Annotated in this window: 20 protein-coding genes and 5 tRNA genes; 7 read left to right on the top strand and 18 right to left on the bottom strand. The window is 71.3% G+C overall.

Features of this window, described 5'->3' with window-relative positions:
- Positions 1 to 77: 77 nt before the first annotated feature.
- Positions 78 to 263, top strand: a complete 186-nt coding sequence (rpmB, locus tag ACF08F_RS26950; protein WP_003957616.1) for a 50S ribosomal protein L28 — start codon at positions 78 to 80, stop codon at positions 261 to 263.
- Positions 264 to 400: 137 nt separating this feature from the next.
- Here the strand turns inward: rpmB and thiD are convergent, their stop codons facing one another.
- Both thiD and ACF08F_RS26960 read right to left on the bottom strand, forming a co-directional pair.
- Positions 401 to 1225 carry a bifunctional hydroxymethylpyrimidine kinase/phosphomethylpyrimidine kinase gene (thiD, locus tag ACF08F_RS26955; RefSeq protein WP_392301106.1) on the bottom strand — a complete coding sequence of 275 codons (825 nt, stop codon included), beginning with the start codon at positions 1223 to 1225 and terminating at the stop codon, positions 401 to 403.
- Positions 1222 to 2184 carry a thiamine-phosphate kinase gene (locus ACF08F_RS26960; protein ID WP_141303005.1) on the bottom strand — a complete coding sequence of 321 codons (963 nt, stop codon included), beginning with the start codon at positions 2182 to 2184 and terminating at the stop codon, positions 1222 to 1224. Before ACF08F_RS26960 ends, thiD begins: the two co-directional genes overlap by 4 nt.
- 233 nt (positions 2185 to 2417) lie before the next feature.
- Between ACF08F_RS26960 and ACF08F_RS26965 the strand changes: the two genes are divergently transcribed.
- Complete coding sequence (locus ACF08F_RS26965) at positions 2418 to 2651, top strand: Lrp/AsnC family transcriptional regulator (RefSeq protein WP_015036438.1); 234 nt, start codon at positions 2418 to 2420, stop codon at positions 2649 to 2651.
- Between the two features lie 23 nt (positions 2652 to 2674).
- A complete protein-coding gene (locus ACF08F_RS26970) occupies positions 2675 to 3169 on the top strand; it encodes a DUF3515 domain-containing protein (RefSeq protein ID WP_392301149.1) in 495 nt (164 codons plus the stop codon).
- Between the two features lie 223 nt (positions 3170 to 3392).
- On the opposite strand, the gene ACF08F_RS26975 is transcribed toward ACF08F_RS26970, so the two are convergent.
- From ACF08F_RS26975 to ACF08F_RS26985, 3 genes are all read right to left on the bottom strand, one after another.
- Positions 3393 to 4532: a D-alanine--D-alanine ligase family protein gene (locus tag ACF08F_RS26975; RefSeq protein WP_392301107.1), complete on the bottom strand. Its 1140-nt coding sequence runs from the start codon at positions 4530 to 4532 to the stop codon at positions 3393 to 3395.
- Positions 4533 to 4633: 101 nt separating this feature from the next.
- On the bottom strand, positions 4634 to 5635 hold the full coding sequence (locus ACF08F_RS26980) for an NAD(P)H-dependent glycerol-3-phosphate dehydrogenase (protein WP_392301108.1): 1002 nt from the start codon (positions 5633 to 5635) through the stop codon (positions 4634 to 4636).
- Complete coding sequence (locus tag ACF08F_RS26985) at positions 5632 to 6384, bottom strand: lysophospholipid acyltransferase family protein (protein ID WP_392301109.1); 753 nt, start codon at positions 6382 to 6384, stop codon at positions 5632 to 5634. Before ACF08F_RS26985 ends, ACF08F_RS26980 begins: the two co-directional genes overlap by 4 nt.
- Before the next feature lie 126 nt (positions 6385 to 6510).
- On the opposite strand from ACF08F_RS26985, the gene cofC reads away from it, so the two are divergent.
- The gene (gene cofC / locus ACF08F_RS26990) at positions 6511 to 7158 is read left to right on the top strand and encodes a 2-phospho-L-lactate guanylyltransferase (RefSeq protein ID WP_392301110.1); all 648 of its coding nucleotides are present in this window, start codon (positions 6511 to 6513) and stop codon (positions 7156 to 7158) included.
- Between the two features lie 10 nt (positions 7159 to 7168).
- Entirely contained in the window at positions 7169 to 7378 is a 210-nt protein-coding gene (locus ACF08F_RS26995) for a hypothetical protein (protein ID WP_392301111.1), read from the top strand.
- A 99-nt stretch (positions 7379 to 7477) separates the two neighbouring features.
- Here ACF08F_RS26995 and ACF08F_RS27000 read toward each other — a convergent pair whose 3' ends face one another.
- The 4 genes from ACF08F_RS27000 to leuC form a co-directional block, all read right to left on the bottom strand.
- Positions 7478 to 8182 carry an HU family DNA-binding protein gene (locus tag ACF08F_RS27000; protein WP_392301112.1) on the bottom strand — a complete coding sequence of 235 codons (705 nt, stop codon included), beginning with the start codon at positions 8180 to 8182 and terminating at the stop codon, positions 7478 to 7480.
- A gap of 143 nt (positions 8183 to 8325) precedes the next feature.
- Positions 8326 to 8553, bottom strand: coding sequence for a hypothetical protein (locus ACF08F_RS27005; protein ID WP_015036430.1), 228 nt, complete (start codon positions 8551 to 8553; stop codon positions 8326 to 8328).
- A gap of 104 nt (positions 8554 to 8657) precedes the next feature.
- Positions 8658 to 9251 (bottom strand): 3-isopropylmalate dehydratase small subunit, encoded by a 594-nt coding sequence (gene leuD / locus ACF08F_RS27010; RefSeq protein ID WP_392301113.1) that lies wholly within the window; start codon positions 9249 to 9251, stop codon positions 8658 to 8660.
- A gap of 6 nt (positions 9252 to 9257) precedes the next feature.
- Positions 9258 to 10682 (bottom strand): 3-isopropylmalate dehydratase large subunit, encoded by a 1425-nt coding sequence (leuC, locus tag ACF08F_RS27015; protein ID WP_150265726.1) that lies wholly within the window; start codon positions 10680 to 10682, stop codon positions 9258 to 9260.
- A gap of 140 nt (positions 10683 to 10822) precedes the next feature.
- Here leuC and ndgR point away from each other — a divergent pair, with 140 nt between their 5' ends.
- The gene (gene ndgR / locus ACF08F_RS27020; RefSeq protein ID WP_017235973.1) at positions 10823 to 11539 is read left to right on the top strand and encodes an IclR family transcriptional regulator NdgR; all 717 of its coding nucleotides are present in this window, start codon (positions 10823 to 10825) and stop codon (positions 11537 to 11539) included.
- Between the two features lie 148 nt (positions 11540 to 11687).
- On the opposite strand, the gene ACF08F_RS27025 is transcribed toward ndgR, so the two are convergent.
- The 9 genes from ACF08F_RS27025 to ACF08F_RS27065 form a co-directional block, all read right to left on the bottom strand.
- Positions 11688 to 11760: transfer RNA gene (locus ACF08F_RS27025), tRNA-Glu, on the bottom strand.
- A gap of 39 nt (positions 11761 to 11799) precedes the next feature.
- Positions 11800 to 11871 (bottom strand) — tRNA-Gln (locus ACF08F_RS27030).
- A 14-nt stretch (positions 11872 to 11885) separates the two neighbouring features.
- Positions 11886 to 11958 (bottom strand) — tRNA-Glu (locus ACF08F_RS27035).
- 84 nt (positions 11959 to 12042) lie between these two features.
- Positions 12043 to 12115 (bottom strand) — tRNA-Glu (locus tag ACF08F_RS27040).
- 42 nt (positions 12116 to 12157) lie between these two features.
- Positions 12158 to 12229 (bottom strand) — tRNA-Gln (locus tag ACF08F_RS27045).
- A 95-nt stretch (positions 12230 to 12324) separates the two neighbouring features.
- The gene (locus tag ACF08F_RS27050) at positions 12325 to 13047 is read right to left on the bottom strand and encodes an HAD family hydrolase (RefSeq protein ID WP_392301114.1); all 723 of its coding nucleotides are present in this window, start codon (positions 13045 to 13047) and stop codon (positions 12325 to 12327) included.
- Between the two features lie 160 nt (positions 13048 to 13207).
- Entirely contained in the window at positions 13208 to 14722 is a 1515-nt protein-coding gene (gene gltX, locus ACF08F_RS27055; RefSeq protein ID WP_392301115.1) for a glutamate--tRNA ligase, read from the bottom strand.
- Entirely contained in the window at positions 14715 to 15500 is a 786-nt protein-coding gene (locus tag ACF08F_RS27060; protein ID WP_392301116.1) for a fumarylacetoacetate hydrolase family protein, read from the bottom strand. The genes gltX and ACF08F_RS27060 overlap by 8 nt, the downstream gene beginning before the upstream one ends.
- A 91-nt stretch (positions 15501 to 15591) precedes the next feature.
- Positions 15592 to 15804 carry a hypothetical protein gene (locus tag ACF08F_RS27065; protein WP_392301150.1) on the bottom strand — a complete coding sequence of 71 codons (213 nt, stop codon included), beginning with the start codon at positions 15802 to 15804 and terminating at the stop codon, positions 15592 to 15594.
- A 572-nt stretch (positions 15805 to 16376) separates the two neighbouring features.
- Here ACF08F_RS27065 and ACF08F_RS27070 point away from each other — a divergent pair.
- Entirely contained in the window at positions 16377 to 20276 is a 3900-nt protein-coding gene (locus ACF08F_RS27070; protein ID WP_392301117.1) for a nitrate- and nitrite sensing domain-containing protein, read from the top strand.
- Positions 20277 to 20283 lie beyond the last annotated feature (7 nt).

A 20283-nucleotide genomic window follows, 5' to 3' on the forward strand; every position in this document is an offset into this window, starting at 1 on the left:
CCCCCGGCAAGCCACTTCAGACTCCTGATTCCGGTGCGCCGGATTTCACTGTAATTCTGAAGTCTTTGGAGTGACCCGTGGCTGCCAACTGCGACGTCTGCGGCAAGGGGCCGGGCTTCGGCAACAACATTTCGCACTCGCACCGCCGTACGTCCCGTCGCTGGAACCCGAACATCCAGCGCGTGCGTGCCGTGGTCGGTCGGACGCCGAAGCGGCTCAACGTCTGCACCTCGTGCATCAAGGCCGGCAAGGTCTCGCGCTAATTGCGACGTTCCGTCGTAGCGCAGCCCCTGCGGTTGCCTTGAGAGGCCGGTTCACCTAGGTGAACCGGCCTCTTGCCATGCCCGGAAACATCCCCGGAAGCCCGGCGGCCGGGAGTCCCGGCCGCCCCGCCCCGTGACTACGTCCTGAACCGCCAGCCGTGGTCCACCGGCCCGATGCCCGAGCCGAGGGCGAATCCGGCGGCGATGGCCCCGGTCACGTACTCCTTGGCCCGCCGTACCGCCTCCGGCACCGCGAGGCCCTTCGCGAGCCCCGAGGCCACGGCCGAGGCGAGCGTGCAGCCCGTGCCGTGCGTGTGGCGGTTGTCGTGCCGGGGCGCGCGCAGCCAGTGCTCCTCGGTGCCGTCCGTGAGCAGGTCCACGGCCTCCCCGCCCGTGGGCAGGTGCCCGCCCTTGATCAGGGCCCACTCCGCCCCGTACGACAGGATCGCCTCGGCGGCGACCCGCATGTCGCTCTCGCGGACGACGTGGACGCCTGTGAGCTGCGCCACCTCGTCGAGGTTGGGCGTGGCGACGGTCGCGACCGGCAGCAGCTTCGTCCGGACGGATTCGAGGGCGGAGGCGGCGAGCAGCGAGTCACCGTGCTTGGAGACGCCGACGGGGTCCACGACCACCGGGGCCGGCGTCCCGGCGAGCAGATCCGCCACGGTCTCGACGAGCCCGGCGGAGGCCAGCATGCCGGTCTTCACGGCCTGGACGCCGATGTCGTCGACGACGGCCCGGTACTGGGCCCGTACGGCCTCCTCCGGCAGTTCCCAGGCGCCCTGGACGCCCCGCGAGTTCTGGGCGGTGACGGCGGTGAGCACGCTCATGCCGTGGACGCCGAGCGCGAGCATCGTCTTCAGGTCGGCCTGGATGCCGGCGCCGCCGCCGGAGTCGGATCCGGCGACGGTGAGCACGAGCGGCGGCACCGGGGCGGGCGCACGCGGTGGCGGAGCGGTCACTCCGTCTCCCCGAAGTGGTCCCAGCCGCCCGTGCTGTGCCAGGGCGCGCCGTCCACGGTGACCTGCGGCAGCGCCGAGGGGTGGAGGACCTCGCCGATGACCTTCCAGCGGGCGGGGAGCTTCACGTCCGGCGGGAAGGTGGCCACGATGGCGTGGTCCTCTCCCCCGGTGAGCACCCACTGCATGGGGTCGACGCCGACGGCCTGGCCGATGTCGTTCATCTGGGTGGGGATGTCGATGAGCCCGGAGCGCAGGTCGATGCGGACCTTGCTGGCCTCGGCGATGTGGCCGAGGTCGGCGATGAGGCCGTCGCTGACGTCGCACATGGCGGTGGCGCCGAGTCCGGCCGCGGCGGGGCCCGCGTGGTACGGCGGCTCGGGCCTGCGGTGGGCCTCGACGAAGGCCCGGGGCGAGCGGAAGCCCCGGGAGAGGACGGCGTAACCGGCGGCGGACCAGCCGAGCCAGCCGGTGTACGCGACCACGTCGCCGGGCTGGGCGCCGCCCCGGGTCACCGGGTCGTGGTTGCGCAGGTCGCCGAGGGCGGTGATGGCGATGGTGATGGTGTCGCCCCGGACGACGTCGCCGCCGACGACGGCCGCGCCCGCGACCTGACATTCGTCGCGCAGTCCGTCCATGAGTTCGACGGGCCAGGTGGCGGGGAGTTCGGCGGGGACGACGAGGCCGAGGAGGAGCGCGGTCGGGACCGCGCCCATGGCGGCGATGTCCGCGAGGTTCTGCGCCGCGGCCTTGCGGCCGACGTCGTAGGCCGTCGACCAGTCGCGGCGGAAGTGACGTCCTTCGAGGAGGATGTCCGTGCTGGCCACCACGCGCCGGTCGGGTGCGGAGACGACCGCGGCGTCGTCGCCGGGCCCGATCCGTACCGCCGGGGTGGAGGTGAGCCGGGACGTGAGCTCTCTGATGAGCCCGAACTCGCCCAGCTCTCCGACTGTGCCCTTCACCGCGTCTCACCTCGTGTCTTCGTGCCGGCCGGCGGGCGGGGGCGCGCCTGTGCGCGCCGCGGGTCGCGGGCCGTCACCGTGCTGGGTACCGTCAAGTAGACCGTCAACTTCTGTCGTGCGTACGCCACAACGCGAGTGCCCCGGGACGCGCGGGTCTCCCCGTGGCCCGCGGCGACGCGGTACCGTGGCGTCCCTTTCTCCCACAAGATCCTCGTGGTCGCCCTGGAGGTTCCGTGGTACAGGCGTACATCCTCATCCAGACCGAGGTGGGCAAGGCGTCGACAGTCGCCGACACCATCTCCAAGATCCCGGGGGTGCTTCAGGCCGAAGACGTGACCGGTCCCTACGACGTGATCGTGCGCGCGCAGGCGGACACCGTGGACGAGCTGGGCCGCATGGTGGTCGCCAAGGTCCAGCAAGTGGACGGCATCACGCGCACCCTCACCTGCCCGGTCGTTCATCTGTAGCCCCCGTCTACGCTTGGCCGGTGATGTCATCCCACCGGCCCTTCGGCCTGCCCGCCGCCGTCTCGGCGGCCGTCCTGCTGCTGGCCGCCACCGGTTGCTCCTGGACGGACGCCGGGGCGTCCGTGGCGGTTCCGCGCCCCCCGACGACGGAAGCAGCCCTCTGCCAGGCGCTGGACAAGGAGCTGCCCGACACCGTGGCGGGGCTGGAGCGGACCGATCCGGAACCGGGCTCCGAGCTGACCGCCGGCTGGGGTGACGGTGCGATCGTACTGCGCTGCGGGGTCCCCCGGCCCGAAAAGATGAGCGATCCGAAGTCCCAGGCCGTCGAGGCGAACGGCGTGAACTGGATGCTGGAGCGTCCGGAGGCCGGCGGGACCCGTTTCACGTCGGTGTACCGGAAGACGTACGTCGAGGTGGCGATGGACGAGCGGTTCCGGCACGACGCGACTCCGCTCGCGGATCTCGCCGCCGCCGTCTCGGGGACGATCCCCTGCGGACTGGATCCGGAGTGCGTCTAGGGCGTGTTGCGAAAGTAGCGCCGGCCGCCCGCAGGGCGGGCCCGACGGCGTCTGGTGCGTGCGATCGCAAGGCGGAGGGTCACCCCGATACTGGATGTATCGGGGTGATCCCGACAACGCGGCGAGCGTGCGTGCCAGGCGCCGTCGGGCAGGCGGGACTTTCGCAACACCCCCTAGGGCGTGTTGCCCTAGACGCACCCCGGACCGCCCCTGTCCGAGGTGCCTAGCGCAGGCCCGTGGAGCGGGTCAGCGCGGCCTGGATCAGCCGGTCGACGAGCTCGGGGTAGCCGACGCCGCTCTCCTGCCACATGCGCGGGTACATGGAGATGGGCGTGAAGCCCGGCATCGTGTTGACCTCGTTGATGACGAAGTCGCCGTCCTCGGTGAGGAAGAAGTCGGCGCGGACGAGACCCTCGCAGGAGATCGCCTCGTAGGCGGCGACGGCCAGGCGCTGGATCTCGGCGGTGGCCTCGTCGCCGATCGGCGCGGGCACGATGCCGGAGGCCGAGTCGATGTACTTGGCCTCGAAGTCGTAGAAGTCGTGGTCGGTGACCGGCGGGATCTCGGCCGGCACGCTGGCGCGCGGGCCGTCCTCGAACTCCAGGACGCCGCACTCGATCTCGCGGCCGCGCAGGAGCGACTCGACGAGGATCTTGGGGTCGTGGCGGCGGGCCTCCTCGATGGCCTCGTCCAGGCCCGAGAGGTCGTCGACCTTGGTGATGCCCATGGACGAACCGCCGCGGGCCGGCTTCACGAAGAGCGGCCAGCCGTGCTCGGCGGCGAACTCGACGATCTTCTTGCGGGCGGCGGCCGGGTTCTGCTCCCACTCGCGGGGCCGGATGACCTCGTACGGGCCGACCGGCAGTCCGAAGGAGACGAAGACCCGCTTCATGTACTCCTTGTCCTGGCCGACGGCGGAGGCGAGGACGCCCGCGCCGACGTAGGGGACGCCGGAGAGCTCCAGGAGGCCCTGGAGGGTGCCGTCCTCGCCGTACGGGCCGTGCAGCATGGGGAAGACCACGTCGACCTCGCCGAGGGCGCGCGGGACGGCGCCGGGCTCGGTGAGGACGACCTCGCGGTTGGCGGGGTCGACGGAGAGGACGACACCGCCCTCCTCGGACTCGGCCAGGTCGGCGACGTTGGGCAGGGCGCGGTCGGCGATGGCCATCCGCTCGGGGGCGTCGGCGGTGAGCGCCCAGCGCCCGTCCGTCGTGATGCCGATGGGCAGCACGTCGTACTTGTCCCGGTCGATGGCGCTCAGGACGGCGCCCGCCGTGACGACGGAGATGGCGTGCTCGGAGCTGCGACCGCCGAAGACGACGGCCACGCGCGGCTTGCGGGGGCTCTGGGTGTTCTCGCTCATATCGCGATGAGCGTACCTTGCGGCTCCCGAACTCCTGAGCGCCCCGCTGCCGCCGCGCGCGTACGGCGCAGCGCCGGCGGCGCCGCGCCGTCCCGCACGGGTCAGCGGCGCTCGGACTTCGCGCTGCGGGACATCAGCTCCTTGAGGGCGACGACCGGCGGCTTGCCGTCGTGGACGATCGACACGACCGTCTCGGTGATGGGCATGTCGACGCCGTGGCGGCGGCCCAGATCGAGCACCGACTCGCAGGACTTGACGCCCTCGGCGGTCTGCTTGGTGGCCGCGATGGTCTCCTGGAGGGTCATCCCGCGGCCGAGGTTGGTGCCGAAGGTGTTGTTCCGGGAGAGCGGCGAGGAGCAGGTGGCGACGAGGTCGCCGAGGCCCGCGAGGCCGGAGAAGGTGAGCGGGTCGGCGCCCATGGCGAGGCCGAGCCGGGTGGTCTCGGCGAGGCCGCGGGTGATGAGCGTGGCCTTGGAGTTGTCGCCGAGGCCCATGCCGTTGGCGATGCCGACCGCGAGGCCGATGACGTTCTTCACGGCCCCGCCGAGCTCGCAGCCCACCACGTCGGTGTTGGTGTACGGGCGGAAGTACGGGGTCATGCAGGCGGTCTGGAGGCGCTGGGCGACCGTCTCGTCGACGCAGGCGACGACGGCTGCGGCGGGCTGCCGGGCGGCGATCTCCTTGGCCAGGTTCGGGCCGGTGAGGACGGCCACGCGCTCGACGGGCACCTCGGCGACCTCGGTGACGACCTCGCTCATCCGCTTCGCGGTGCCGAGTTCGACGCCCTTCATGAGGGAGACGAGGACGGTGTCGGGGGCGAGCAGCGGCTTCCAGGCGGCGAGGTTGCCGCGCAGGGTCTGCGAGGGGACGACGAGGACGGTGAAGTCGGCGTCGTGGGCGGCCTCCGCCGGGTCGGCGGTGGCCGTGATCGACCGCGGGAGCTCGACGCCCGGCAGGTAGTCGGGGTTGACGCGGGAGGCGTTGATCTCCTTCGCGAGCTCCGCGCGGCGGCCCCAGAGGCTCACCTCGCAGCCCGCGTCGGCGAGCACCATGGCGAAGGCGGTGCCCCAGGATCCGTTGCCGAAGACGGCTGCCTTGGTCACTTGGTGCCTCCCTCGGCGGCCTTGCGCCGCTGTTCGAGGCGGGCCTTGCGGTGGTCGTACGGTTCGGCGGGCGCCTTCTCGCCGCGGATCTCCTCCAGGAGCGCGGTGATGGCGGCCATGATGACCTCGGTGGCCTCGCGGAGCACCTCGGGGGTCGGCTCCAGGCCGTCGAAGCGGGAGAGGTCGACCGGCGGACCGGCCTGGACGGTCAGCGTCTTGCGGGGGAACAGGCTGAGCTTGTTCTCCCGGGCGTACGGCGGCATCGCGAGGTTGGCGCCCCACTGGGCCACCGGGATGACCGGGACCTTGGTGAGGAGCGCGACGCGGGCGGCGCCGGTCTTGCCCGCCATGGGCCACATGTCGGGATCCCGGGTCAGGGTGCCCTCGGGGTAGAAGGCGACGCACTCGCCGCGCTCGATGGCGTCGACGGCGGCGCGGAAGGCGTCCAGCGCGTTGGTGGTCTCGCGGTAGACGGGGATCTGCCCGGTGTTGCGCAGCATCATGCCGACGAAGGGGCTCTTGAAGAGGCCCGCCTTGGCAAGAAGGCGCGGGACGCGGCCGGTGTTGTACTGGTAGTGCGCGTAGGACAGCGGGTCCAGGTACGAGTTGTGGTTGACCACGGTGATGAATCCGCCGTCGGCCGGAATGTGCTCCATACCGCGCCAGTCCCGCTTGAACAGAACCACCAGGGGGGGTTTCGCGATGACCGCCGCGAGGCGGTACCAGAAGCCGATTCTGCGGCGGGGCACTCGGACACCTTTCTCCGGGACTGGCTGGCAGGGGGTCAAGTGTCGCCCCATGCTCCTGGTCTGTCGAGGACACGGTACGCCCCGGGGCCCCCGGCGGACCGCGCGGGCGGGACAGAATGGGCCACGATGAACAGTGACGCGAACGACGACTGGCACCTCGTGTTACCGCTGAAGCCCCTTGCCCTGGCGAAGTCCAGACTGGCCGCGGCGACGGGGGCCCTGCTGCGCCCCCGGCTCGCCCTGGCGTTCGCCGAGGACACGGTGGGCGCGGCCCTGAACTGCGCGCGCGTACGGGATGTGGTGGTCGTCACGGACGACCCGGCGGCCGGCGCGGCCCTCGCGGCGCTGGGGGCGCGGATCGTGCCGGACCTCCCGGCGGCCGGGCTCAACGCGGCGCTGGAGCACGGGGTCCGCGCGATACGGGAGCGGCGGTCGCACGCGCGCGTGGCGGCGCTCAACGCCGACCTGCCGGCGCTGCGGACCACCGAGCTGACCCGTGTCCTGGACACCGCCCGGAATTTTCCCCGGGCATTTCTCGCGGATGCCACCGAAATAGGTACGACATTCCTCTCGGCAGGTCCGGGGGTGGAATTGGAACCGGCATTCGGAGGCGCGTCGAGACTGCGCCATTTGTCGACGGGCGCGGTGGAAATCCGGCTGACCGGGGTGGATTCCGTACGCCGGGACGTGGACACCGGCGAGGATCTGGCGGAGGCCCGGGCGCTGGGGCTCGGCCCGCGGACGGCCGCCCGGTGGCTGCCGGCGGCCGGATAGGCTGCGGTCCATGCAGGCGACCGCGTTCACGTACGACTCCGAGACCCGCAGCGGAAGTGTGCTGCTCGACGACGGCACCCCGGTGGGTTTCGGGGCGGAGGCCTTCGACGCGGGCGGGCTGCTGCTGCTCCGGCCGGGACAGCGGGTGCGGATCGAGGCGGAGCCGGGGACGTCCGGGGCCGGCCTGCGGATCACCCTGGTGACGCTCCAGACCTTCTGAGCCGCCGGGCCTCCGGGCTCCCGGGGTGTCCGGCTCCGAACGCGCCGCGGGCCGGGCTCTCCTGGTGGGGAGCCCGGCCCGGCGGTGGTACCGCTCGCCCTACTTCTTGGCGGCGGCCTTCTTGGCGGTCGTCTTGCGCGCCGTGGTCTTCTTCGCGGGCGCCTTCGTCGCCGTGGCCTTCTTCGCGGCCGGCGCGGTCTTCTTGGCCGTGGTCTTGACGGCCTTCTTCGCCGCGGCCGTGGTGGTCTTCTTGGCGGCGGCGGTGGTGGTCTTCTTCGCCGCCGTCGAGGCCTTCTTCGCCGCGGCGGTGGTCTTCTTCGCCGCCGCGGTGGTGGTCTTCTTCGCCGGGGTCGCCTTCTTCGCGGCGGCCGTCGTGGCCTTCTTCGCGGGGGTCGCCTTCTTCGCGGCGGCCTTCTTGGCGGTGGTGGCCTTCTTGGCCGCGGCCTTCTTCACGGTCGCGGAGGCGCCACCGGTGAGGCTGCCCTTGGGGGCCTTCTTGACGGAGACCTCGCCACCCTTGGGGAGCTTCTTCGAGCCGCTGACCAGGTCCTTGAAGCCCTGACCTGCCCGGAAGCGCGGCACCGAGGTCTTCTTGACCCGGACGCGCTCGCCCGTCTGCGGGTTGCGGGCGTAGCGGGCCGGACGGTCGACCTTCTCGAACGAGCCGAAGCCCGTGACCGAGACCCGGTCGCCCGCGACCACGGCACGCACGATGGCGTCGAGCACGTGGTCGACGGCTTCGGCGGCCTGCTGGCGACCGCCCATCTTGTCGGCAATCGCTTCTACGAGCTGCGCCTTGTTCACGTCTTCCCCTTCGGAGACATTGCCAGAACGAAAGTGTTCAAGCTTTTTCGCACGTTAGGCATGTATATACCGCAAATCAAACACGAAACGGGCTAATCACCCTAGTGCCGCAACGCAAAAGACCCGCTGCGGAGTTCCTGGTGTCAGTCGTCCTCTGGGAATCGGCCCTCGTCGAGGTCCTTCATCAACCGGTCCAGACGCGTTGCCGCGTCCTTGAGATCGTGCTTCGCCGCAGCCGTCACGACCAGCAGCTTCCGGGACAGCGCCATCCTTACGCCCTCCGGGACTTGCAGTGAGCGCACTCTTGTGTGCGCTTCCTTCAATCGGGCGGCGACTGCCTCGTAGAGCTCGAGTTGGCTGTCGCGTTCCATGCACCGATTGTGCCATCTAGGGCGAGTTGTCGCCCGACAGGGTCCCAACAAGCGACTGCGCCCCCCACCTGTCGGTGGGGGGCGCAGTCTTGGAAAAGCGCTGCTCAGACCGTAATTGTACGGGGCTTGTGGGACGGTCGCGCCGCCTCGTAGGCCGCGATGTCGGCTTCGTTCTGAAGGGTGAGGCTGATGTCGTCGAGTCCGTTCAGCAGACGCCAGCGGGCGTTCTCGTCGAGCTCGAAGTCCGCGTCGATCCCGGCCGCCAGGACCTTGCGGCGCTCCAGGTCGACGGTGATCTCGGCGGTCGGGTCGGCCTCGGTCAGCTCCCAGAGCGCGTCCACCGTCTCCTGCGGCAGGACGACCGTGAGCAGGCCGTTCTTCAGCGAGTTGCCGCGGAAGATGTCGGCGAAGCGGGCGGAGATGACCGCCTGGAAGCCGTAGTTCTGGAGCGCCCAGACGGCGTGCTCACGGGAGGAGCCGGTGCCGAAGTCGGGGCCGGCGACCAGGACCGAGGCGCCCTGCCGCTCGGGGCGGTTGAGGACGAACTCGGAGTCCTTGCGCCAGGCCTCGAAGAGACCGTCCTCGAAGCCGTCGCGGGTGACCTTCTTCAGCCAGTGCGCCGGGATGATCTGGTCGGTGTCGACGTTGCTGCGGCGCAGCGGGACGGCCCGGCCGGTGTGCGTGGTGAAAGCTTCCATGGTTCCTCAGACCCCCGCGGTGGTGGCGACGTCGGACAGATCGGCCGGGGAGGCCAGGTGGCCCAGGACGGCGGTGGCGGCGGCGACCTGGGGGGAGACCAGGTGGGTGCGACCGCCCTTGCCCTGCCGGCCCTCGAAGTTGCGGTTGGAGGTGGACGCGGAGCGCTCACCGGGGGCCAGTTGGTCGGGGTTCATGCCCAGACACATCGAGCAGCCCGCGTGCCGCCATTCGGCGCCGGCCTCCTTGAAGACCTTGTCCAGGCCCTCCTCCACGGCCTGCAGGGCGACCCGGACGGAGCCGGGGACGACCAGCATGCGGACGCCGTCCGCGACCTGGCGGCCCTTGAGGAGGTCCGCGGCGTTGCGCAGGTCCTCGATGCGGCCGTTGGTGCAGGAGCCTACGAAGACGGTGTCGACCTTGATGTCGCGCAGCGGCTGGCCGGCGGTCAACCCCATGTACTCCAGGGCCTTTTCGGCGGCGAGGCGCTCCGAAGCGTCTTCGTACGAAGCCGGGTCGGGGACGTTCGACGAAAGCGGCGCGCCCTGGCCGGGGTTGGTGCCCCAGGTGACGAACGGCGCCAGGGAGGCGGCGTCGATGACGACCTCGGCGTCGAAGACGGCGTCCTCGTCGGACTTCAGCGTCTTCCAGTACGCGACGGCGGCGTCCCAGTCCTCGCCCTCGGGGGCGTGGGCACGGCCCTCCAGGTAGGCGAAGGTGGTCTCGTCGGGGGCGATCATGCCCGCGCGGGCGCCGGCCTCGATCGACATGTTGCAGATGGTCATCCGGGCCTCCATCGAGAGCTTCTCGATGGCGGAGCCGCGGTACTCCAGGATGTAGCCCTGGCCGCCGCCGGTGCCGATCTTCGCGATGATCGCCAGGATCAGGTCCTTGGCGGTGACGTCCTCGGGCAGTTCGCCGTCGACCGTGATGGCCATGGTCTTCGGGCGGGCCAGCGGCAGCGTCTGGGTGGCGAGCACGTGCTCGACCTGGCTGGTGCCGATGCCGAAGGCCAGCGCGCCGAAGGCGCCGTGCGTGGAGGTGTGCGAGTCGCCGCAGACCACGGTCGTGCCCGGCTGGGTCAGGCCCAGCTGCGGTCCCACGACGTGGACGACGCCCTGCTCGACGTCGCCCAGCGGGTGCAGCCGGACGCCGAACTCGGCGCAGTTCTTCCGCAGGGTCTCCAGCTGGGCGCGGGAGACGGGGTCCGCGATGGGCTTGTCGATGTCGAGGGTCGGGGTGTTGTGGTCCTCGGTGGCGATGGTGAGGTCGAGGCGCCGCACCTGCCGGCCGTTCTGGCGCAGGCCGTCGAAGGCCTGGGGGCTGGTCACCTCGTGCAGCAGGTGCAGATCGATGAAGAGGAGGTCGGGCTCGCCCTCGGCGCGCCGGACGACGTGGTCGTCCCAGACCTTCTCCGCGAGTGTCCTACCCATCGCTTTCCCTCCGGCCGACGTCTACGCCGGCACAACTAGAGACCCGTTTCGCGGGCCGTTGTGCGGCCGCATCACCAGAGTGCCAAGGTCCTCGGAAAATTGAACTTGCGTTTCACAGAGTGAGACGCGAATATCGTTGCATGGACAACTCTAGCGGCGTAGGCGTTCTCGACAAGGCAGCCCTTGTCCTGAGCGCCCTGGAGTCCGGTCCGGCCACCCTCGCAGGACTGGTCGCGGCGACGGGACTCGCACGACCCACGGCACACCGACTGGCCGTGGCACTGGAACACCACCGGATGGTGGCGCGTGACATGCAGGGCCGGTTCATCCTCGGACCGCGCCTCTCGGAGCTCGCGGCCGCGGCCGGCGAGGACCGCCTGCTCGCGACCGCCGGCCCCGTGCTGACGCATCTGCGCGACGTCACCGGCGAGAGCGCCCAGCTCTACCGGCGCCAGGGCGACATGCGCATCTGCGTGGCGGCGGCCGAGCGGCTCTCGGGCCTGCGGGACACCGTCCCGGTCGGCTCGACGCTGACCATGAAGGCCGGCTCCTCCGCGCAGATCCTGATGGCCTGGGAGGAGCCCGAGCGGCTGCACCGCGGCCTCCAGGGCGCCCGCTTCACGGCGACGGCCCTGTCGGGCGTACGGCGCCGCGGCTGGGCCCAGTCGATCGGCGAGCGGGAGCCCGGCGTGGCCTCCGTCTCCGCGCCCGTACGCGGCCCCTCGAACCGCGTCGTGGCCGCCGTGTCGGTCTCGGGTCCGATCGAGCGCCTGACGCGCCACCCGGGCCGTATGCACGCCCAGGCGGTCATCGACGCCGCCGCCCGTCTCTCCGAGGCGCTCCGCCGCAACGGCTGACGTCTCCGCCCTCCTGGCACCTCTCCCGCCGATCCGCCCGAACGAATCCGGCCCACCGCTTCAACGCCGCAGCGGTGGGCCGGAGTTGCGCGTCCGACGCAGAACAGCGAAGAAGCCCTCCCCCGAAGGGAAGGGCTTCCTCGTTCTGTACCCCCGACCGGATTCGAACCGGCGCTACCGCCTTGAGAGGGCAGCGTGCTAGGCCGCTACACAACGGGGGCCTTGCGGATCAGATCCGCGGTGCAGATGAGCTCTGCGAGCTGGCCTACCTGGACTCGAACCAAGACTAACGGAACCAGAAACCGTCGTGCTGCCAATTACACCATAGGCCATGGTGGTTGCACCGTACCCCCGACCGGATTCGAACCGGCGCTACCGCCTTGAGAGGGCGGCGTGCTAGGCCGCTACACAACGGGGGCCCTAGCGATCCCACCCGGCATGAGCCGGGTGATGTCACCGCGGAGGCACCGGGAGCTACCCAGGTGTTCCGCGGGATGGATCAGTACCCCCGACCGGATTCGAACCGGCGCTACCGCCTTGAGAGGGCGGCGTGCTAGGCCGCTACACAACGGGGGCTTTGTGGATGCCATCCACAGGTTGCAGATAAAGCTCTGCGAGCTGGCCTACCTGGACTCGAACCAAGACTAACGGAACCAGAAACCGTCGTGCTGCCAATTACACCATAGGCCACCGTGGCAACCTCCCCCACCAGGGGGGATCTTGTCTCGGCTTGCGCTTTCCGGGTTCTTGCCTTTCGGCTTGTTCCCCTCGGCGCAGAAAGAACATTACCTGAAGGTGGACGGTGCTCCAAAACGGGTATGCCCGCGGAGCAGCGCGGGGAGCTGACGGAGGTCCGTGATCCGTCGCAGCTCGGGCCGTCCGCCGGTGTCCGCGCGGTCCAGCCAGATGCCCAGGAGCCCCGCCTCGGCCGCGCCCCGGGCGTCGGTGTCGGGCTGGTCCCCGACGTACGCGATCTCCTCCGGGGCCAGGCCCAGGGCCGTGCAGGCGGCGTGGAAGGCCTCGGGGGCCGGTTTGGCGACACCGAGCTCGGCGGCGCACAGGACGGCCTCGAAGCGGTCGCGTACGCCCAGGGCGCGGAGCTTGGGCTCCTGGGCGTGGATGCTGGAGTTCGACAGCACCGCGTGCCGGTAGTCGCCCGCGAGCAGGTCGAGGACGGGCAGGGCGTCGGGGAAGAGCTCCCAGGCCGCCCGGTAGTGGGTGACGTACCGGTCGAACCAGTCGTCGGCACCGGCGGCGGTGAGCTCCGGCGCCCCGAGGAAGTCCCTGACCCGGGCCCGCCGCTGGTCCTGGAAGTCGCCGCCCTCGGTCTCGAAGCGGCGCCAGTGCAGTTCCGTGAGCTCCGCCCAACGCGCGAGGGCCTGGTCGACGGAGTCGAACCCGTCGAGCAGGCCCTCGGCCGTCAGGTGCGCGCTCATACCGGCGCGGTCGGCTGTCGCGTAGTCGAAGATCGTGTCGTCCACGTCCCACAGGACGGCGCGGATGCTCATGCCACGACCGTACCGCCGTGCCCCATTCCCCCGCGGTCGTTTCCCCGGCGCCGGGAAAACGCCCCCGGGGGCGGGGGGGGGGGGGGGCCGCCCCCCCCCCCCCCCCCGGGGGGGGGGGGGCGGGCCCCCCCCCCGCCCCCGGGGGACGGAAGGGCGGGGCTCAGCCCGCGAGCTTCGCCAGGGTCGCGTCGATGCGGGCCAGGGACTTCTCCTTGCCCAGGATCTCCAGGGACTCGAAGAGGGGCAGGCCGACCGTGCGGCCGGTGACGGCGACGCGGACGGGGGCCTGGGCCTTGCCGAGCTTGAGGCCGTGGGCCTCGCCGGCGGCCAGGACCGCGTTCTTGAGGGACTCCGGGTCGCTCCAGTCGGCGTCCACGAGCTTCTCGCGGGCCGTGGTGAGGAGCGCGGCCGGCTCGCCCTTCATCGCCTTGTCCCACGAGGGCTGGTCGAAGACCGGCTCGGGGAGGAAGAGGAAGTCGACGTTGGCCGTGATCTCCGAGAGGACGGTCATCCGGGTCTGGGCGTACGGCGCGATGGCCTCCCAGGCGGCGCGGTCGAAGTCCTCGGGCGCCCAGTTGGCGTGCGGGGCCTGCAGCCAGGGCTCGCAGGCCTCGGCGAAGGACTTCACGTCCAGCATGCGGATGTGGTCACCGTTGATCGACTCGGCCTTCTTGAGGTCGAAGCGCGCCGGGTTGGCGTTCACGTCGGCGATGTCGAACTTCGCGACCATGTCCTCGATCGAGAAGACGTCCTGGTCGGCGGAGAACGACCAGCCGAGGAGCGACAGGTAGTTCAGGAGGCCCTCGGGGAGGAAGCCGCGCTCCCGGTAGAGGTTGAGGGAGGCCTGCGGGTCGCGCTTGGAGAGCTTCTTGTTGCCCTCGCCCATGACGTACGGCAGGTGACCGAACTGCGGGATCTCCTTGGCGACGCCCAGCTCGATCAGCGCCTTGTAGAGCGCGATCTGGCGCGGGGTGGAGGAGAGCAGGTCCTCGCCGCGCAGGACGTGGGTGATCTCCATCAGGGCGTCGTCGACCGGGTTCACCAGGGTGTACAGCGGGGCGCCGTTGGCGCGGACGATGCCGTAGTCGGTGACGTTCTCCGGCTGGACGGTGATCTCACCGCGGACCAGGTCGGTGAAGGTGGTCGCCTCGTCCGGCATCCGGAAGCGGACGATGTGGCTGCGGCCCTCGGCCTCGAACGCCTGCTTCTGCTCGTCGGTGAGGTCGCGGCAGTGGCCGTCGTAGCCGGAGGCGCGGCCGGCGGCGCGGGCCGCCTCGCGGCGCTCGTCGAGCTCCTCGGTGGTGCAGTAGCAGGGGTACGCGTGACCGCCGGCGAGCAGCTTGTCGGCGACGTCCTTGTAGATGTCCATCCGCTGCGACTGGCGGTACGGCGCGTGCGGGCCGCCGATCTCGGGGCCCTCGTCCCAGGTGAAGCCGAGCCAGCGCATCGAGTCGAGCAGCTGCTGGTACGACTCCTCCGAGTCGCGCGCGGCGTCGGTGTCCTCGATGCGGAAGACGAACGTGCCCTCGTTGTGCTGGGCGAAGGCCCAGTTGAAGAGAGCGGTGCGGACCAGGCCCACGTGGGGGTTGCCGGTCGGCGAGGGACAGAAACGGACGCGAGGGGGTACCCCCTGCTTGAGCGCGTTCGAGAGCTTGGGGGAGTTCGCGTTAGCCACGCTTGATCACCTTATTGGTGAGAGTGCCGATGCCTTCGATGGTGACGGCGACCTCGTCGCCGACGTTGAGGGGGCCGACCCCGGCGGGGGTGCCGGTGAGGATGACGTCGCCGGGGAGCAGCGTCATGGCCTCGGTGATGTGGACGACCAGGTCCTCGATGGAGCGGATCATGTCGCTCGTCCGACCCAGCTGGCGCTGTTCGCCGTTGACCGTGGCCTGGATGGCCAGGTCGCTCGGGTCGAGGTCGGTCTCCACCCAGGGGCCCAGGGGGCAGGAGGTGTCGAAGCCCTTGGCGCGGGCCCACTGCTTCTCGCGCGCTTGCGCGTCGCGGGCGGTGACGTCGTTGGCGCAGGTGTAGCCGAAGACGACGTCCTTCACGCGCTCGCGGGGCACCTCGCGGCACATCCGGCCGATGACCACGGCCAGCTCGGCCTCGTGGTGCAGCTCGTTGGAGAAGGAGGGGTACTCGATGGCGTCGCCGGAGCCGATCACCGAGGTGGTGGGCTTGAAGAAGGCGACGGGGACGTCGGGGACCTCGTTGCCGAGTTCGGCGGCGTGCTCCGCGTAGTTGCGGCCGATGGCCACGACCTTGTTGGGGAGCACGGGCGGCAGGAGCCGTACCTTGCTGAGCGGGACCTTGGTGCCGCTGAGCTCGAAGTCGGTGTACGGGATGCCCTTGATGATGTCGAGGACGAGGCCGCCGGACTCGACGGTTCCCTCGCCCTCGACGGCGCCGAAGGCCACATTGCCGTCGATGGAGAATCTGGCGATGCGCACGAGTGCTGTCGCCCCTCACTTGGTACTGGCTGGAGTCTGACGCTCCAGGCTAACGCGGCGAGGGGGCGGCCGACCGGCGGTATCGGCGGTGTCAGCGGGAGGCGGACACGTACGGAGCCGGCTCGAAGGGGGCGGGGGCGGTCATGAGGACCGTGCGGCGCGGGTTGGCCGTCTGTCCCGGGAGTTCGGTGGCGTACTCGGGCAGGGCGGGCCGGCCGAGCTGTGCGGCGTCCTCGAGGTGCGCGAGGGTGGAGCGGCGCGGGTTGGCCGTGGTGAGCAGCTGCGCGGTCTTCGTGGGGTTCATGGCGTTGTTCTGACCCTGTCCCGGGAGGGGCGCCCGTGCGGGCGCGAGCATCGTGTAAAGCGTCAGGCTAAGCATGCGATTCCCTTCGAATGCATGGCTAAGACATCGATCATCGTGTGAGTTTGCTCACCAATCACTCCACATTCCCGGCATTACGGACTGCCGCGAGCCGTCACGGAAACGGGCATTACGGCACTGAATGCTCCATTCCGCTCCTGATCATCGCGACTGGGACACACGGGCACGCGCTGCCATTGGACCGGAAAAGTCCGAATCCTCCGTGATCATCTTCTACATGGGGTGACGCGGCGGGCACACGTTGTCATCCCGTCCGAGGTCCGACACGCGGCCCTTGTTGGAGGTCCGGCACTGTGCTGGAATTCCACGCACCGTCGCGGGTTTCAAGCCGGCGCGCAGGGGGCGCAACGCAGCGCCGGTTCCGAGTGGCGGGGAAGGGGGAACTGCGCCGGTCACCGACGACCACCATGGGCCGCATCACGCGGTCCATACGACGCCGACACCGTCCTCTCCGTTCACCCGGAAGGACGCCTGGTCCAGAGGTTGCGACGCTAGTGCAGGGACGTTTCAAGAGGGATGGCTCGGGGTCTCCCCAGGCCCGTCAGGGCCGAGCCGAAGCTCCGGCGGAGCAGGAACCGCGTGCCGGGACCGACCGCGGTCCCTCGGCCTCGCACACCCCCAACCAGGGTCAGGGACCGTCCGGCGACGGCGGTGACGGCAGGCGCGCGAGCGCCGGCGCCGCACCGGCCGACGCCGCCGCGGCTCCCGACAAGGCCAAGGCCAAGCCCGAGAACCCGGTCGGCCCCCGAATAGCCCTGCGCAACTGGCGCATCTCCACGCGCCTGGTCGCCCTGCTGACCCTGCCCGTGGTCGCGGCCACCTCGCTGGGCGGTATCCGTATCAGCGAGTCGCTCCAGGACATCGAGCAGCTCGACCACATGCAGCTGCTGACCAAGCTGACGCGTGAGGCGACCGACCTCGCCCAGGCCCTCCAGGCCGAGCGTGACCTCTCCGCCGGCCCCCTGGCCAACGGCAGGCCCACCAGCGACTACCAGGTCGCGAACCCGCGCAAGAAGACCGACCGCGAGTACAAGGCCTTCCTCGACGCCACCGAGGAGATCCCGAGCACCGAGGACGACGAGGCGCTGCGGAGCATCCGCCAGAACGTCAACCAGATCGCCTCGCAGGTCATCGGCCTCCACACGATCCGCGGCAACGCCTACGAGAAGGGCGTCTCGCACTCGGTGACGGTCGAGGCGTACAGCCGTCTCATCCGCTCGCTGCTCAGCCTGTCCCAGGACATGGCCCAGGCGACCAGCAACCCCGAGATGATCAAGCGGACCCGGGCGCTCGCCGCCTTCTCGTCCGCCAAGGAGTACGCCTCCATCCAGCAGGCGATCATCGCCGGCGCGCTCCCCCCGAACGACCGGACCCCCGGCAGGATCCAGCAGGGTGACCGCCTCTACGGCGAGGCCGCCTTCAACTCCGAGGGCGTCGAGCTCAAGTCCTTCCAGGCGATCTACGAGTCGACCGGCGGTGACGCCGAGGAGATGACCGCCTTCCTCAACAACGGCGACCCGTCGATCACCGCCGCCGACAAGTACGCCGAGCGCGTGCTGAAGTCGGACGAGGCGATGCCCGGCACCACCAAGCGCGGTCACCTGAACTTCACCGACGAGTACGGCACCAAGATCACCGCCATGAACCGCACCGAGAACATCCTTCTCGGCAACATGGAGACCATGGCGCGTGAGCTGCGGCAGGAAGCCCAGCGCGACGCCATCATCAACGGTGCCCTGATCCTCCTCGTCCTCGGCGTCTCGCTCATCGGCGCCTTCGTCGTGGCCCGGTCCATGATCCGCTCGCTGCGCCGCCTCCAGGACACCGCGACCAAGGTCGCCCAGGACCGGCTGCCCGAGCTCGTCAAGCAGCTCTCCGAGTCGGACCCGCAGGACGTCGACACCACCGTCGAGTCCGTCGGTGTGCACTCCCGGGACGAGATCGGCCAGGTGGCCGCGGCCTTCGACGACGTGCACCGCGAGGCCGTGCGTCTCGCCGCCGAGCAGGCCCTCCTCCGGGGCAACGTCAACGCGATGTTCACCAACCTCTCGCGCCGTTCCCAGGGCCTCATCCAGCGTCAGCTCTCGCTCATCTCCGAGCTGGAGTCCCGCGAGGCCGACCCGGACCAGCTGTCCTCGCTGTTCAAGCTCGACCACCTCGCGACCCGTATGCGCCGGAACGGCGAGAACCTCCTCGTCCTCGCCGGTGAGGAACCGGGCCGTCGCTGGACCCGCCCCGTCCCGCTGGTCGACGTGCTCCGTGCCGCCGCCTCCGAGGTGGAGCAGTACGAGCGCATCGAACTGGCCGCGGTCCCGGCGACCGAGGTCGCCGGCCGGGTCGTCAACGACCTCGTGCACCTCCTCGCCGAGCTGCTCGAGAACGCCACCTCGTTCTCGTCCCCGCAGACCAAGGTCCGTGTGACCGGTCACGCGCTGCCCGACGGCCGCGTGCTCGTCGAGATCCACGACACCGGCATCGGCCTCTCCCCCGAGGACCTCGCCGCGATCAACGAGCGGCTCGCCTCGCCGCCCACCGTGGACGTCTCCGTCTCCCGCCGCATGGGTCTCTTCGTGGTCGGCCGCCTGTCCCTGCGACACGGCATCCGCATCCAGCTGCGCCCCTCCGACTCGGGCGGCACCACCGCGCTCGTCATGCTGCCGGTCGACGTCGCCCAGGGCGGCCGGAAGCCCATGCCGAAGCCCGGCGGCGCCGGCCAGGGCGCGATGCCCCCGGGTGCCCAGGCTCCCGGCGGCCGGCTCCCCGGCGGTCCCGGCGCGGCCGGCGGCCCCGGCGGCGGACGTCCCGGCGCTCCGGGCGGTGCCCCCTCGTCGGCGGCCGGCCGGCTCGGTGCCGCCGCCGGTGCCGCACGCGGCCAGGTCGGTGCGGGCGCGCAGCGCGCGGCGCTGCCCGGCCGTGAGGGCGCCCCGCTGACGGGCGGCCCCCAGCCGTCCCGCACCCAGCAGCCGCAGCAGGCCCAGCTGGACCAGACCGGGCAGCTGCCGCAGGTCCCCCAGGCGCCGCAGGCGCCCCAGGGTCCGCAGCAGGACCCGCTGCGTCCGGCGCCGGGCGCCGGTGGTCTCATCGGCGGTGCGGCGAGCGCCATCCCGTCCCGCACCGACGTGTGGGGCAGCCAGGGCAACCAGTCCGCGCAGGGCAACCAGGGCGGCCGGCAGGCCGGCCCCGGCGCTCAGCAGCAGGGCGAGCAGGCCGGTTACGGCGCCCCGCGCGCCGAGCTGCCGGGCGGCAACCCGCAGGCTCAGCGTCCGCAGGCCGCGAGCTGGGGCAACGACCCGGCGCAGCAGCCGGTCCGGCGCCCGCAGCAGGAGATGACCCCGCTGGACGCCCCGCGCGGCCACGAGGACCCGGAGACGGCGGGCCGGTACGCGGCTCCCGGCGCGCCCCAGGGCCCCGGCTCCACGGGCCAGTTCCCGCGTCCCGACTTCGGCGCGCCGCAGCAGGGACAGCAGCCGCAGGCCCCGCAGATCCAGGCCTACCCGGGCGGTGTGCAGGACCCGGCGTCGACGGCGCAGTTCCCGCGTCCCGACTTCAACGCGCCCCAGGGCCCCGGCTCCACGGGTCAGTTCCCGCGGCCGGACTTCGGCGCCGCGCAGGGTCCGGGCTCGACGGGCCAGTTCCCGCGCCCCGACCTCGGTGCGCCGCAGCACGCACAGCAGCAGCAGCAGCCCCAGGGCTACCAGGGCGGCCAGCAGCAGCAGTTCGGCCGGCAGCCCTACGTGCCGCAGGCGCAGCAGCAGGCCCCGCAGGCTCCGGCTCCGCGTCAGCGGACCGGCGGCCCGGACCTCGGCGCCCCGCGCCCGGGGAACGAGCAGGGCGAGCAGCCGCGTCAGCCGCAGCTCCAGCAGCCCCGCCGTCCGGAGGCGCTGCCGCCGGCCCCGGGCTCGGGCGACGGTCGTACCCCGCTGTACGACACGCTGGAGACCAACTGGTTCCACCAGGAGCAGGCCCAGCAGCAGGCCGCGCAGCAGGGTCAGGCCCCGGCCGCCCCGCAGGCGCAGGCCCCGGCCGCTCCGGTGGCGCAGCGTCCGGCCGGAGGCCCGGCCGGTGCCGGTGCCGGTGACGGCCGGCAGAACGGCGGGGCCGCCTGGCGGACCTCGCCCAACGACGAGCTGGTGCGTCAGGCCGAGCGGGTGCGCAAGCCCGCGGCCGGCGGCGTCACCACCTCCGGCCTCCCCCGGCGCGTGCCGAAGGCCAACCTCGTACCCGGGACCGCACAGGAGCAGGCGCACACCGCCGGCCCCCAGGTCTCGCGTGCACCCGACGACGTCCGCGGCCGGCTCACCAATCTGCGCCGCGGCATCCAGCAGGGCCGCCAGGCGGGCAACTCGACCACGGGTAACCACCACCTCGGCCCGAACCATCAGCAGGAGCGTTAGTTGAACG

Source organism: Streptomyces sp. NPDC015130, from assembly GCF_043080005.1.
Lineage (GTDB): Bacteria > Actinomycetota > Actinomycetes > Streptomycetales > Streptomycetaceae > Streptomyces.